This window comes from Lysinibacillus halotolerans (assembly GCF_003711845.1).
Taxonomy (GTDB): Bacteria; Bacillota; Bacilli; order Bacillales_A; family Planococcaceae; genus Ureibacillus; species Ureibacillus halotolerans.
Window position 1 is genome coordinate 1 of record NZ_RHLQ01000069.1, and the last position, 13,289, is coordinate 13,289.

Sequence of the window (13,289 nt, forward strand, 5' to 3'; positions counted from 1 at the left end):
AAACGAGATTAAAGAACAAATACGGTTGACGGTCAATTAAAAAAGCCCCTTTAGGGGCAGTTAGTAAGGAGCCCTTATAGGGCGTTACTAAAACCGCCTGTTTTACAGGCGGATATTTATTCATGAAAAGGGACAATTGCGGAATAACACCTTTTATTGAAAAGCGTGGAAGACTTGAAACTTTATTCAAAAATTAATGTCCAAATTATTAAAGGAGGGGGTATTTTGAAAAAGCTATTTATATTCTTTGCGATTATTAGTTTTGCATTATTCGGCTGTTCTCAAGAGCCAGAAACTAAAACAAGTGAATCCGTAACTGAAAAGAATGTAGAAGAGGAAGCGTACGTTAACACTAAAACGATTCATTTAGAATTAAAAGAATCGGAAGAAATAGCTATATTTGAAAAGGCAGTAAGCAATTCAACAAAAGAGTCTGGTATTGTCAATATGGCAACAGAACCACAGTATCAATTTAACAGTGGCAAAGAATCTTATTTTCTTTGGATTACAGAAGAATCTGGAACGATAATGAATAGAAAAGACACGCACACTATTTACATACTATCTAGTAATTCTATTAAAGAAGTTTACAAGTTTGTGAATAGCGGTTAACGAATTAGCGATCGCTTTAGTTGAATAACAATTCTCCACTATCTGGCGCAATTCTTTAAAAAGAATCGCGTCTTTTTTTCTTTAAAGGGCTATTTAATGAAATACCGTTCTTAGTATCAATTTGAAACAGAACGAGCTTAATTAAAATTTAATAGTGCACACATTAAATAATCTACTGTAATAAAGTTAATATTGGAATATACTATTATTAAATAGGATAACAATGTTAATCTATGTAAAATTCCAAGACTTTTAGAATGAACAGTATGAAACTATTATAGGAGAGTCCTAAAATGAAAAAGAAAATGAACTATTTAATCTTACTCTTAACGACCATTTATATGGTTGGTTGTACCAACGTAGATGATAAATCCGTTACAGATGTAGAAACAGATTCACAAGCAGTTGAAACAAATAATAATAGCGAAAAAGAAGAAGTTGTCACTACTGTTGATGATGAGCCAGTAGTAGAGGAAACACCAGCCCAATTTTCAGGATACAAACTGATTGAAGTTGATGGTGGTGATTTGTCTGGATATCGTGAACCTAATGTCGTCGTTGACATTGGTTATGGGGACCGTGAATATTGGGCATTTACGAATGAATATGGGCAATTAGTACGTGTTATTGCTGACGAAATTATTTTACAAGATGACCGTAACGAACCTGTATTATCATCTGGTAGATATTACGCTGATGAAGCAAAGGTTCCTGGCGTAGAAAGTGACGTTTTAGATGAAGGACATATCATTGCGGATTCTCTCGGAGGGGTATCGAATGCATATAATATTACTCCACAAGATAGTACGCTCAACCGACATGGTGATCAAGCTTATTTGGAAGACGCAATCCGGAGCGCAGGCGGAGCTACGAATTTTGAAGCAATTATCACATACCCGAATACGGAAACACAAATTCCTTCAAATTATCAGTTCACTTATACCTTAATGGGTAACGAGATCGTTGATACATTTGACAATGTAAACCCTGACGAAGTAAACGCGTCACTCGGTCTAACAGGTAGCAAGCCTTCTGATTCAACTAGTTCAAACAAAAACGGTGATATATCGAGTATTGATACAAACGGTAATGGACAGGTGACGATTAAAGAAGCAAAAGCAGCAGGTTTTAGTATGCCAATAACGAGTGATCATTGGCTATACCCATATATGCAGGATAATGATAAGGACGGTATGGTAGGTGAGTAAGCACCTAATTTAAGTGAAGATAAACGAAAGAACATTTCCTCGTTAGACGATTTATCACAATTTGCAAACGGGTGACTGTAAAGAATATAGTCATGTCATCTATATAATTTGTACGGTGAAAATATTAGTTCAATAATGTTCTTCTCTCTCAGGCGCAATTCTTAAATAAGGATTGCGCCTTTATTTTAAGGGCCATTTATTTGAAATAAAAACCAATATGAAATTGGATAATTATGTTAAAGTTGAACAAAGGTTGTAAAGAAATATTTTTAAATTAACGGTGCAGATTAGTGAAAGAAGAACTAAAAAAATTGTTTCGATATGGATGCAAAGCAACGGGGGAAGTAGTATGTTTATAGTTAAATCAATTATTTTATGGATTATTATATCAACTATCATTAATGCCTATTTAATGACATTACCCATGCCTGTTTTACGAAAAAGAGATTATCCTGCTAATTATCTTATCCAACAAAACAATCGAATAGATTTTCAAAAAAATACCGAATGTGCAGCATTTTCAACAGCTTATCTGCTGAGGTATTTTGGTATGGAGGCTAGCGGTGAAGCGTTATATACGTATTTTCCTAGTAAAACTAGGGCGGGTACAGTATATCCAAAGGGAATTCGTACGGTGTTAAGAAAAAAGGGCTTTAAAACAAACTATTATAAAGGAAATATAAATACATTAAAGTATGAAGTTAGTAAAGGAGTTCCCGTAATTGTTTTTATTAAAGTACAGAAAGACCGTAATAGTTTGCATTTTGTACCTGTTGTAGGTTATGACAAGGAGTATTTTTACCTTTCAGAATCATTAAGTAATCTGGTGAATTGTGATGATGAACACAAGAACTATAATCGAAAAGTTCCGATTAATGAATTTAAGAAACTATGGAATGTAAAGAGATTTCATATGCTTCTTTATAGCAATTCTTACATAGCCGTAGACATCACACAGAGCAAATATTAATGACGTAAATTTTATCTGTATACACGGAGAGTTTCCCTAACATTGTAATTCCGCATTCTCCTAAACTTCCTAAACTACATCAAGTTGTACGTAAAAAATCGCTTAAAAAATTGCAAAATACATTCTGAAGCAACCCGTCCTAGGTTAGAACGGGTTAGCTTTTCTGAGATTTTAAAAATAAATAGCTATATTGTCATTTATATTACTTCATCTGTTGGCTAGGTTGTGTCTTTCTCCAACCATAAAACTGCATGACGTTTTTTGTTCATATAAATCATTTCAATTCCCACCTTCCTGTTTCTTAATTAACAAAATTAATATTTACGAATATAACTTTCTATTTTTCTTCGGTTCTCTTCAAAGATTTTTTTCGCACTTTCATTATGAAGTGCTTTCTCAAGAGAAATCTCACGTTTAGTAATAGTTATCGTGAGAGAAAAAATGTTTAATGTCATTTATTATCACCTCCTTAAATTACCCTGAAAAAAGAAAAAACCGTAGAGAGACTCTCCCTACGGTGAAAAAGGCACAAAAATACCGCAGGGGCACACTTCTCCCTGCGGTATGGGTAGACTTAATTACAAAAAACTTAAGCGATCCATTCCGATCTGGCCGAATGTGTGATTTTCATTTTTGCTGAAGTTGTAACTACCAGTGACATCAATTTAACGATAACGATCATTTCATTCGACCTCCTTAAGAATTTTTTATTTATTTTGAAATTATATCCATATTTAAGTTGTTTGTAAACATTTTTTACAATTTTTTCATAATTACTCTAATGACTAGAAAAACTCTTTGCTGTTTTACATTGTTACTTACTTGATTTTTTTCGGAGGAGCAAATAGAAGATATAGAAGACTTAAAGCAAAAAACATAATTATTATGAAGGCAGGATTTAAGGACAATTTATGTTAATTTGGAGGGTTGAATGGAAAAAACAAGTTTATATGCATACATTCGTTTTACTGGTAAAGATGACATTGACGATTTTCCAGTAGAAGTAGTAACAGAGATGTTAGGTGTACAGCCAACAACAATTTTGCGAATATGTGATAGGATAAACGATAAAGTTACGCGTTTCTTTACATCGTGGAAATACGAATCTGAAACAGTAGAAACACTTGATACAGATGATGTTTTACTCCCCATTTTAAATGTTTTCCAGTCCAAAACAAATACAATTAACCGAATAAAGGATGAATTGAATTTAAATGTACAAATTGGAATAGTAATAACAATGATAAATGGCTATACACCTGGTTTAGTCATCTCCCCTGAATTCAGTAGTTTTGCTTCTGCTATCAAGGCATTCATTGATATTGATATGTATGTATATCCTTTTAGTGAACCTGAAGAATAACAAGTGATACTTTTTATGAATAGGATATTAATTTCAAATCTAAAAACGTAAATGAAAGTTAGGTAATATACCCAAAAGGTACGAATGTTGTTAAATCAATGTCCGTGAATAAAATCTGTGTAGAGACAATTATAAAGGCTGTACTGTAAACCTTCATTTTTTATTGTTCCTTTACTTCATTAACAGGTGATTTAGTTGAAAAAACGATCTTCAACAATCGGGGCAATTCTTGAAGATGAATTGTGCCTTTTTCGATAATAGGACCATTTTCTTGAAAAGCATTCAATGAATAAATTGGGAATATGTGTTGGGTGTGGTTGTGAAGATATGTTTTAATCGATTCAAATAAATATGTTGAAGAAAGTGTTACCTGGAAGTTTGATTTTTTCTAGTCGTATAGAAAATAAAGAACGGAGTTGTAATTATAATGAAAGGTAAAGGGATGTTAAAGTTTGTTATAAGTAGTTTTACAGTTTTAATACTCCTATCAGGGTGTTCAAGTAAATCTTCTGTAGATTTAGTCAGCTCAACTGTAGACCTCAAAAATGATGAAGGAAGATTGGGCGGCATTGGTATTACTTCAGGAGAAAAGGAGGGTGAAATAATAATACCTATTACACTTAGCTATGATTTTGTTTTAAAGAATACTGGGGAAAAGACTCTTGGGGGAACCAAAAAGTTAAATGAACAGACATATGAATATGAAGACGGGATAAAAGTTTATATTGAACCAAATGAAAAGTTAAAAGAAGTATCTGAAGAAATAATGGGTGTAAATATTTTTAGTTTTGATGAAGAAGGAGAACAGATAGCAAAGTTAGGTACAGGGAAAACGGGTGTGCCAATTATTGAACCAAATAAAGAAGGAGAATATACCTTTGATTTTATTTTAGGCGCGTTAGAAGAAAATCCTGAAATAAGACTTTCGCCACCAACTGAGCAATTAGAGAAGTTGAAGGAACATGCGATGGATGCAACTTTAATTGTTTCAGTTGAAGGTGAAGAAATCGCACGTTTTGATCTTAGTAATTCAGAATTACCTTAAACACTTTTTACATTTTTTTCTTAAACAATAGGTACTTTCCTTGAATAAGGAAAGTGCTTTTTTCATTAAAGGGTAAGAAGGTTTAGTAAAGTAAGCATTTGAAAATGAAATTCTGGAGGATAAAAAATGGGGAGAACGAAATAACTTAGATGCAGAAGAAAATATGAGCAAGATACTACAGTTATACAGGGAAAAGAGGTGGTTAGTAATACATATACAACACACTTCCGATAATCCTAATTCAGTATTTCACCCGTTGAATGAGGGCTTTGCGATTAAAGAAATAGTGCAACCTATTGATGGTGAAGTAATTATCAGAAAGAAAGTAAATAGTAGCTTTATTGGTACTAATTTAGAAGAGTATTTAAAAGAAAATGAAATATCAACAGTTGTCATCACAGGTTTGACTACACCTCATTGTGTATCAACAACTACAAGAATGAGTGGTAATTTAAGTTTCAATACATACCTAATTTCAGATGCGACAGCAGCCTTTGGTTTGAAGGACCAAAATGATAGATATTATGATGCAGAAACGATACATAATATATCTCTAGCTACATTGCATGATGAATTTGCTACGGTAGTTACAACTGAACAACTTATGAACAAATTTCTAAAATAAGCTTATTCAATTATGGATGCTTTTCTTCAATATGATTCACTATTTTTCACTAATCCTTAAATCTATTAAAACGCCAAAAATCCCTACTTTATATTGAAAGCAGGGATTTTTATTTGTACTCAATTATGAGATTTTATATTAAAGCACTAGTAGGAACGCTTTAATCTGTTTCTAAAAATTTATAGAAACGTAGCAGGAGATAAAATCTTAAAACTCCATCTATTTAGATACAGTCTTAATTTTTTCTAAACAGTGTATCTCCAAGAGGGATTCCAATCACAACAACTAGAATCGTTAGAACTACCATCGCTTCCAAAATAAAATACGCAACTTGATCGAACATCGTATCGCTCCTTCTTATCTTTATAATTTTTACCTTATATTCTGTAATTATCCTACTTCCTATTAAAAAGTCAAACTAATAATGCACAAAATCATTTGTGCTTATATAAAATAGTTTACTTCATTCGAAGCGTACGTATGCAACCGACATTTTTCTCTGCAGTATCGTCAGCACAGCTTTAAGAAGGCGCAATTTCTTTAAAAATATAGTGTTTTGAAGGTTCACACCAAACTTTGATTAGATAAGTTAAATAAGCACATATTTTTTTGAGGATATAAACAGACTAACCAATAAAAGTTAGGTGGAACTCAAAAGTGAAATATAAATTAATTGTTATTTTAACTCTCATAGTAACGTTCGGCTTGACCGAACAAAATCAAGCTTTTTCAGAAACGAGTATTTCAGAAATTGCAGGAAATCATACCGATTTTTATGATGCCTTTTTAGCATTATTAGATCCCTATGCAGAAGAAGCAATTAGAAAAAAATATCCTGAACGTAGTTATGCACTTTGGGATGCAGAAATTTTGGAGGTAACACGAAAAACAGCTGGATATTCTCAATATGATTTTAACGTAAAAGTTAAATATGATACTTATACAGGCCCATTTAACCCTCCAGAGGGATTTGTTATCTTAACATTTGATGTAAATATAGATGGGGTTAAGGTAATTGAATTTAAGGAGTGATTTTAAAATTTGATGTAAAAAAACAGCTCTAATTAAGGGAGCTGTTATTTTAATATTGTTTTATCTAGCAGAGGATTCTTTTTAACATAAGATAATTCAACAAATTGATTAAATCTCTTTATTCCTTTCAGAGAAAGATCTAATTGGTAATTTCCTTCTTTAAATAATGGGATTCCGTTACCAATTATAGTTGGTGCTAAAGTTATAATGAATTCATCGACTAAATTCTCTTGAATAAAAGAATGTAGCAGTTCTCCTCCACCAACAACCCAAATGTTATTCCCATCTTTGTTTTTTAGTTTGTTCACAAAACTTTTTATGTCCTCATGAATGAACTTCACATTTTCGGTATCCTCATAAGAAGATCTTGAAAATACATAACATTCCTTATTTTTGTAAGGAAACTCTTCCATCTCTTGTATTATCCAATCGTAAGTTCGTTTTCCCATTAAAATGGTATCAACTGTTTCATAAAACTCTGTATAGCCGTTATCTCCTTCACCCTCCACCTTGAATAACCACTCAAGCGAATCTTCTTTTGTTGCAATATAACCATCCAAGCTCGATGCAATGTACAACACTGTATTCCGTCTCTGGTTCATTTAAACACTCCTTTCATTGCCTTTAGTATGACTATATAATAAAAACATGACACCTTATGTCATATTAATCAAATTAATTCACAAAATTTCTTACTCAAAGGATGGGGAAGATGAGAGCAGATAGGTTAGTGAATATCATGATCCTTTTACAAAATAGAGGTAAAATGACTGCAAAAGAATTATCGAATGAATTAGAAGTATCCGTTCGAACGATTCTCAGAGATATGGATGCATTAACTAATGCAGGGTTCCCCATTATTTCTGAAAGAGGTAAAGGGGGAGGGTGGCTTCTATTAGATAATTTTCGTAGTAAATTAAGTGGGTTAACGATAGATGACATGAAATCCTTATTTCTAATCCCCTCTGGAGAGTTACTCGAAGATTTAGGCTTAAATAATCAAACATTAGATACGAGGCAAAAGTTACTTGCATCTATCCCAGCAATTTTTCGTGAAGAAGCACAAGCAATATGGGAAAGAATTCATATAGATACGGGTACTTGGAAACAATCGAAAGAGAAAGCGTATGCTCTTAAAACTGTTCAGCAAGCAGTTTGGGATAACAAAAAGCTGAAAATTTATTATGAACAGGCTGATGGGGAGCAGAAAGAGAGATTAATTGAACCATTAGGATTAGTAGCGAAAGGGAATAAATGGTACCTTGTAGCATTAAGGGATGGAGAGCTGCGTAATTATCGGGTATCACGCATATACCATGCAAAAATCGAAAATGAAAATTTTAAAAGACCACCTAATTTCAATTTGGTGGCATACTGGGAACAATCGAAAGTAGAGTTTATAAAAAAGTTACCAAAGTATGATGTACAAGTAGAAATCCATCCAGAAATTATGAAAAGAATTCAATTTACAGGTAAGTTTGTTAAAGTAATAAAATCAGAAAATCCAAATAAAAATAAATGGATACCTGCAACTTTAAGTTTTAATGATCAGCAGGAAGCAGTCGAGTTTATATTAGGATTCGCAAACAAAATAAAGGTCGTTTCACCTACAGATATTATCGATAAAGTTGTATCGTTGGCGATATCGGTTATTGATTTTTACAAAGAATAAATAAAAACTAAATTGAAAGAGTAGTTTGCATCGCTTTAAGGGTGCTTTTCCAAAATGAGAAAGTGCTCTTTTTCATTATAGGTTCAGATTATATATAGATACTAAAGTTCACTTGAATAATGTATTAAAATTTAGGTTGAATTACTGAATTAAAAAACAGTTATATTTAGCGAGTTTTACGAAATAATTGATGAATAACAGGGGGATATAGTAAGTGGGGGGCAGTTGGTAGTTTTTTTTGGAGGTGTTTCGGATTGAAAATATTTCATTCAATAATTGGGATTTTAATAATATTTTCAGGTAGTTTTTTTATGAGCATAACAATTGATAACGAAACGTTCAAAACTGTGTTTTTTAAAATCGTTGGGTTTGTTATTTTATTTGGTGGTATTCTCTATCTAAAAAAATTGCAAGGTTTGGGAAGCAATAAAAGTGGCGGGAAGTGTTAGTGAAAGAAATTGAAGTATCGGAAATCTTTCATTCAGTCTAATTACCACTGTAAGCAAACGTGAGAGACATTAAAAACAAATCATTTAGAGCGGTTGTCACAAACTGTGATAAATATAGTGTGAATTGGGGGCATTTTCCAAGAAGGGTGAATGCTTTTTTTATTCTACAGATAGCTTTTTAATTTGCTAATTTGCATCACGTTCATAAAAATAAAAAGAAAATTAGTGTCTAAAAATGGCAAAAAGATATGTTGAAATTATACAATTGTAATAGAATGGATAATTTGCAACTTAGAGAGAAATTTAAAAGTAAGGGGGAGATAGTTTGAAAATAACTATTTTTCTATTATTTATATATATCCTTTCATTCATTATATTGTTTTTATTTTTAAATAAAGAAAACAAAAAGGAAGAAAGCAAAGATAGTATACCAATGGTTATTTATAGTTCCATTTTATTTGCATTTATTATTACCATTGCGATAGCGTTCTTTTTATTCCTTTTGATAGGATCGACGAGTGTCATTGATACGTTATTTTCATTAAATATTGCGACCAATCAATTAATCGTCATAGGCATTTCATTTCTCGTCTATTGGCTTACGCTTGATAGTATTTTTGAAAAGGTATTTGAATTTTTCATGGGTGAAACCCTTTATACTGCTTTCTCTTTAGCGATCACTAGGGTCGCTGCCTTTTACATAATCGGAGTACTAATGAGATTGGACGAACATATCGACCTTACGATTTCAATAGGTGTTTCCGTCATTTTATTAATCATTGATGGTTTATTTATTATTAAAGGTGATAAGTCATAAAATTTCTATTGTTATCCAACAGATATAGGAATAGGCATGCAAGGTGAATGACTACTTATTGGTGGACTGTTTTTATACATAACGGTAAGGCGTTAAACCTAAGGATTTAGCGCCTTTTTAAAAGGATAGAAGGAATTCTTCTAAATTTATAGAAACTTTCATTTATGATGGTAGGGGATTGGAGGAAATCATGTTGTTAAGATTTATTGAAGATTTAGTTGGTTCAATCTATGATTTCTTTAAGTTTTTATTATCAAGTTTAAGCTATCTTTTAGCTGGAATGCTCATTGTTGGAGTGTTCATGTATTTATTCGTCTTTTTGTTTAAATGGCTTTATTAATAAAGGGAAAACTTTTAATGCATGAATGGTATTACAATGAATGGTATTACAGTTTTCCATTACATTATTCAAAACCATCCTTCATCTTCTAACGTTAGTTTATTATCAATGTAAACATCAATAATGGCTTCAATGTTATTTGCAAAGGAAATAACACTTGGATCTAATCGCGTTCCAGGTGTTGATGCATCATAAAAAACATAGTGAACAAAGAAAATACACGTTAACTCATATTTTTTTCTATATTTATTGATTAAAGCTATTTTTGATTTAAATGGAGCTATTAAGGATTCAAATATATTTTTATCTTCGTCATCATCGTAACGTCTATAAACGATGCCCGTTTCGATACTCCAAACAGTTTCAACTCTTGTACTCTTTCGTTTTCCTCTTATGTAAGGATCGCCTTTTTTATATACTTCTGTCGGTTTTATTCCGATTTCTTCTGTAAACTTATCAATTGGCCATTCGTCTGCTACAATACTGAATCTGATAAAAGCGGTGTCTCGATTAAAGGTGATTGTTACGAAATCTTTGTCCATAAAAAACTCCTATTAAAATATTTTCTTATTTAAACAAAAACTTTTCTCCTGCTTGATTAAAGGCTCGTTTATAGTCAAACGCATAGGGAGTAGATCCATGCTGAAGGTAATAAGTGTATCTTTTGTACGCCTCCTCCCAGGAAACATCCGTTACTTCCTCTGTCCACCATACGACGTACGATGGAAGTTTTTCTTGGTGAGGATCAAACCACTTGTGTCGATTTCGTAACGCTCTCTGATGTTGACCTGAGTAAGTGAAACGATATAAAGATTCAAGACTTTTCCACACGGTTAATGTGAGGATAGGTGTGCCGTCTCCTTTAATTAAATCTTCAGGGAAGGGTACTCCTAAAGGGGAAAACTCCTTTACTAGATTTCCTGAAACATCTGCTTGACGCATTACTTTATAACCTGCTTCAAAAAACTCACTAGTAGTAGGGTGTTTGGGTGAATGTTTTAATCTACCAATCGTATATATCGCCACAAAACTCATCTAATCCCTCATTTATTCGTTTTACTTATAAGTATTCAAGAAAAAGTGAACTAATTCCTGTTATAAAATAACGATTACCATATCTACTTTTTATACTTATTAATGGTAGCGTTGTAGTAAAATTAAAATAACGTTATATCCTAATTTGTATGTAAGGCGGTGAAATCGCTATGATTGATTGGCCATGGACGGAAGTAGACACCCTTGAAAGTCAAGAGAAGTGGAATGAAGCATTTGCACTATTGCTCAAACATTGGAATGAAAATCCGAATGATTTAAAAACCGTTATTCGGTTAGGGTTCCTTTCTTGGTATGTCCTTGTCGAAGAGGGACCTTTGGACATTAAAGGAGTAGACTTTGATGGAGTAGAGACTGTATTACGGGAAGTAACGAGTTATGGTTTAACTCATTTTTCTATGAATGAAGATTTTCTATGGTCTTTTGGTTATATGATGTCTCTCTTCCCGGATTATTTTGGTGATGATGATTGTGAACAAAAAGGTAAGGGGATGTTAAAGAGGGCATATGAACTTTGTCCAGATGAACCGATTTATCGATATACTTACTTTGGAGCCTTTCCAAATGAGGACGACAAATTAAGAGAGGCAATTCAACAGGTTCACGCTGTTCTTGACGATAGGTTTCAAGGAGAAGGAGTACTGTCGGCATACTTCCAAAGTGTATGGGGTTCTCCCACAGTAAATAGATGAAAATAAACGGCATTCACCGAAAGAATGCCGTTTTTTACTGATTTATTTTTTCTTTAGCCATAATATCCTTCACGACATCTTCAATTGTTACACTCTCAAGGGCTTTTTCCATTGCAGTTTGTGCTATTTCAAATAGTGGAGCAATGGTATTTTGGATATTTCTACCAACTGGACAATCGGGATTCGGATTATCGTGGACACTAAATAACTCCTTCTCCTGTACAACCTCTACCGCTCTATACACATCTAACAAAGTAATTTCTGATAAATCCTTTCCTAACTCAGCTCCTGCAATACCTGGACGTACTTGTACTAATCCTGCTTTTTTTAGCATCCCCATGATCTTTCTGATGACAGCTGGATTTGTATTAACGCTTCCTGCTAAAAATTCAGAAGTACTAACGCCATCCTTATTTATTTCAATAAGAGCTAATATATGAACGCCTACAGAAAATCGACTACTAATCGACATATTATCACCTTCCTTTAACAAACGTATCATTATAGTACACCTGTAATTAACTTTATTACAAGTATATTTCTCGAGGGAATATTAAAATGTTGACAGATTGCGCTGTTGTAATTATTATAGTTACATGTAATCGAATTAGTTACAACTCAAATAACAGGAGGAAGAAAAAATGAAAATTGCTATTATTGGAGCAAGTGGTAAAGCAGGAAATTTTATTTTGAAAGAAGCAACTAGTCGTGGACATGAAGTGACAGCGATTGTAAGAGATGCGGGAAAAATTCAGGGTAATGGTGTTGGAGTGATTGAAAAATCAATATTTGACCTTACTTCTGATGATGTGAAACCGTTTGATGTCGTGGTGAATGCTTTTGGAGCTCCTTTAGGTGAAGAACAAGCTCATGTTGATGCAGGACATTCTTTAATCAAAGCATTAAAAGGAACAGACACTAGAGCAATCATTGTTGGGGGAGCGGGTAGTCTTTATGTAGATGAAGACAAAACAATGAAGGTAATGGAAACACCTGATTTTCCAGATATCTTTATCCCAACTGCAAAAGGGCAAGGTCGTAACTTACAAGAGTTACAAGAAACATCTCAAATTACTTGGACATTTATTAGTCCATCAGCGGTCTTTGATCCAGAAGGAAAAAGAACAGGATCTTATCAAAGTGGAAAAGACCAACTTTTAGTAAATTCAAAGGGTGAAAGTTATATTAGCTATGCGGATTATGCGATTGCTGTAGTAGATGAAATTGAAAATCCACAACATATCAATGAACGTTTTACTGTTGTAGGGGAAGCAGAATAAGAATAAGGAAAAATAAAGAGGCTGGGACATAACTAGCTTCAAATAGTGGGAAAGGTGAATTTGAGGAAACTCAAATTCACCTTTCTCTATTTTTGTATGTAAATTCTTTTTTTCTTTAGTTAATGGCCATG

General features: G+C 32.9%; 18 protein-coding genes. 12 read left to right on the forward strand and 6 right to left on the reverse strand.

Going from position 1 to position 13,289, the window contains the following annotated elements:
• On the reverse strand, positions 1-190 hold a 190-nt coding region (locus EC501_RS18565), incomplete at its 3' end, for a hypothetical protein (RefSeq protein ID WP_206613382.1).
• 35 nt (positions 191-225) lie between these two features.
• Between EC501_RS18565 and EC501_RS17120 the strand changes: the two genes are divergently transcribed.
• The 3 genes from EC501_RS17120 (at position 226) to EC501_RS17130 (ending at position 2,790) form a co-directional block, all read left to right on the forward strand.
• Positions 226-612, forward strand: a complete 387-nt coding sequence (locus tag EC501_RS17120; RefSeq protein WP_122973562.1) for a YhfM domain-containing protein — start codon at positions 226-228, stop codon at positions 610-612.
• A gap of 293 nt (positions 613-905) precedes the next feature.
• Positions 906-1,820, forward strand: coding sequence for a DNA/RNA non-specific endonuclease (locus tag EC501_RS17125; protein WP_122973563.1), 915 nt, complete (start codon positions 906-908; stop codon positions 1,818-1,820).
• 349 nt (positions 1,821-2,169) lie between these two features.
• Positions 2,170-2,790 (forward strand): cysteine peptidase family C39 domain-containing protein, encoded by a 621-nt coding sequence (locus EC501_RS17130; protein ID WP_122973564.1) that lies wholly within the window; start codon positions 2,170-2,172, stop codon positions 2,788-2,790.
• A 314-nt stretch (positions 2,791-3,104) separates the two neighbouring features.
• Here the strand turns inward: EC501_RS17130 and EC501_RS17135 are convergent, their stop codons facing one another.
• Entirely contained in the window at positions 3,105-3,245 is a 141-nt protein-coding gene (locus tag EC501_RS17135) for a YrzI family small protein (RefSeq protein ID WP_122973565.1), read from the reverse strand.
• A gap of 476 nt (positions 3,246-3,721) precedes the next feature.
• Here EC501_RS17135 and EC501_RS17140 point away from each other — a divergent pair, with 476 nt between their 5' ends.
• From EC501_RS17140 to EC501_RS17155, 4 genes are all read left to right on the forward strand, one after another.
• Positions 3,722-4,153 carry a DUF4279 domain-containing protein gene (locus tag EC501_RS17140; RefSeq protein WP_122973566.1) on the forward strand — a complete coding sequence of 144 codons (432 nt, stop codon included), beginning with the start codon at positions 3,722-3,724 and terminating at the stop codon, positions 4,151-4,153.
• A gap of 427 nt (positions 4,154-4,580) precedes the next feature.
• Positions 4,581-5,198 carry a hypothetical protein gene (locus EC501_RS17145; protein WP_122973567.1) on the forward strand — a complete coding sequence of 206 codons (618 nt, stop codon included), beginning with the start codon at positions 4,581-4,583 and terminating at the stop codon, positions 5,196-5,198.
• Between the two features lie 109 nt (positions 5,199-5,307).
• Entirely contained in the window at positions 5,308-5,823 is a 516-nt protein-coding gene (locus tag EC501_RS17150) for an isochorismatase family protein (protein ID WP_241559392.1), read from the forward strand.
• A gap of 657 nt (positions 5,824-6,480) precedes the next feature.
• Positions 6,481-6,855 carry a DUF3888 domain-containing protein gene (locus EC501_RS17155; RefSeq protein ID WP_158599741.1) on the forward strand — a complete coding sequence of 125 codons (375 nt, stop codon included), beginning with the start codon at positions 6,481-6,483 and terminating at the stop codon, positions 6,853-6,855.
• Positions 6,856-6,899: 44 nt separating this feature from the next.
• Here the strand turns inward: EC501_RS17155 and EC501_RS17160 are convergent, their stop codons facing one another.
• Positions 6,900-7,457 (reverse strand): dihydrofolate reductase family protein, encoded by a 558-nt coding sequence (locus tag EC501_RS17160; RefSeq protein ID WP_122973570.1) that lies wholly within the window; start codon positions 7,455-7,457, stop codon positions 6,900-6,902.
• Positions 7,458-7,567: 110 nt separating this feature from the next.
• On the opposite strand from EC501_RS17160, the gene EC501_RS17165 reads away from it, so the two are divergent.
• The 3 genes from EC501_RS17165 (at position 7,568) to EC501_RS18455 (ending at position 10,133) form a co-directional block, all read left to right on the forward strand.
• On the forward strand, positions 7,568-8,527 hold the full coding sequence (locus EC501_RS17165; RefSeq protein WP_122973571.1) for a helix-turn-helix transcriptional regulator: 960 nt from the start codon (positions 7,568-7,570) through the stop codon (positions 8,525-8,527).
• A gap of 774 nt (positions 8,528-9,301) precedes the next feature.
• Complete coding sequence (locus tag EC501_RS17175) at positions 9,302-9,793, forward strand: hypothetical protein (protein WP_122973573.1); 492 nt, start codon at positions 9,302-9,304, stop codon at positions 9,791-9,793.
• A gap of 190 nt (positions 9,794-9,983) precedes the next feature.
• Entirely contained in the window at positions 9,984-10,133 is a 150-nt protein-coding gene (locus tag EC501_RS18455; RefSeq protein WP_158599742.1) for a hypothetical protein, read from the forward strand.
• A 68-nt stretch (positions 10,134-10,201) separates the two neighbouring features.
• On the opposite strand, the gene EC501_RS17180 is transcribed toward EC501_RS18455, so the two are convergent.
• On the reverse strand, positions 10,202-10,675 hold the full coding sequence (locus tag EC501_RS17180; RefSeq protein WP_122973574.1) for a DUF4279 domain-containing protein: 474 nt from the start codon (positions 10,673-10,675) through the stop codon (positions 10,202-10,204).
• Between the two features lie 25 nt (positions 10,676-10,700).
• Entirely contained in the window at positions 10,701-11,168 is a 468-nt protein-coding gene (locus tag EC501_RS17185; protein ID WP_122973575.1) for a DUF3291 domain-containing protein, read from the reverse strand.
• 170 nt (positions 11,169-11,338) lie between these two features.
• On the opposite strand from EC501_RS17185, the gene EC501_RS17190 reads away from it, so the two are divergent.
• Positions 11,339-11,878 carry a hypothetical protein gene (locus EC501_RS17190; RefSeq protein WP_122973576.1) on the forward strand — a complete coding sequence of 180 codons (540 nt, stop codon included), beginning with the start codon at positions 11,339-11,341 and terminating at the stop codon, positions 11,876-11,878.
• A gap of 34 nt (positions 11,879-11,912) precedes the next feature.
• Here EC501_RS17190 and EC501_RS17195 read toward each other — a convergent pair whose 3' ends face one another.
• Positions 11,913-12,350, reverse strand: coding sequence for an Rrf2 family transcriptional regulator (locus EC501_RS17195; RefSeq protein WP_122973578.1), 438 nt, complete (start codon positions 12,348-12,350; stop codon positions 11,913-11,915).
• Between the two features lie 169 nt (positions 12,351-12,519).
• On the opposite strand from EC501_RS17195, the gene EC501_RS17200 reads away from it, so the two are divergent.
• Entirely contained in the window at positions 12,520-13,158 is a 639-nt protein-coding gene (locus EC501_RS17200; protein ID WP_122973577.1) for an NAD(P)-dependent oxidoreductase, read from the forward strand.
• Positions 13,159-13,289 lie beyond the last annotated feature (131 nt).